The following is a 638-nucleotide window of genomic DNA, read 5'->3' as shown; positions in this document are numbered from 1 at the left end:
ACCCAGCGGATTTCCAGGGATATCCTTTCCAGAATGGAAGTGATGTTGGAACTCGGCCTGGGCTACCTCAGTCTGGAAAGGACAACGCCCACGCTGTCCCCGGGAGAACTTCAGCGTTTAAGATTGGCCACACAGGTGCATTCAAACCTTTTCGGTGTTGTTTATGTACTTGATGAGCCATCGGCAGGGCTCCACCCAGCCGATACACAGGCGTTGCTTAGGATATTGGACAGATTAAAAGAGGCCGGAAATTCAATCTTTGTTATCGAGCACGAAATAGAAGTCATCCGGCATGCAGACTGGATTGTTGAGGTAGGGCCCGAAGCGGGCGAAAAAGGCGGATATATTCTTTACAGTGGCCTTCCGGAGGGCTTAAAAAATATCAAGGGTTCTCCTACCTCTGCCTATCTCTTCGGTAAAGCCGGAAAAAACATCCATTCGGCGAGAAAACCCACAGGACAGCTCATTCTTACCGGAATTTCCCGGCACAATCTGAACAACATAAATGTCGAATTCCCAATTGGGGTGATGACCTGCGTGACGGGAATTTCAGGCTCGGGAAAAAGTAGCCTGGTAAGCCAGGTACTTGTTGAACTCATCTCGGATGCCCTCGGCCAGAAAACCGAAGCCATTCAGGA

General features: G+C 49.8%; 1 pseudogene. It reads left to right on the top strand.

The annotated features are described in order from the left end of the window. Positions 1–638 (top strand): annotated as a pseudogene (locus tag R2S57_RS30400) (excinuclease ABC subunit A); the annotation flags it as partial.

It is taken from the genome of Pedobacter psychrodurus, assembly GCF_032678585.1.
GTDB classification, from domain to species: domain Bacteria; phylum Bacteroidota; class Bacteroidia; order Sphingobacteriales; family Sphingobacteriaceae; genus Pedobacter; species Pedobacter psychrodurus_A.
The sequence above is the reverse complement of the archived record's forward strand: the minus strand, read 5'-3'. Positions and strand labels throughout refer to the sequence as shown.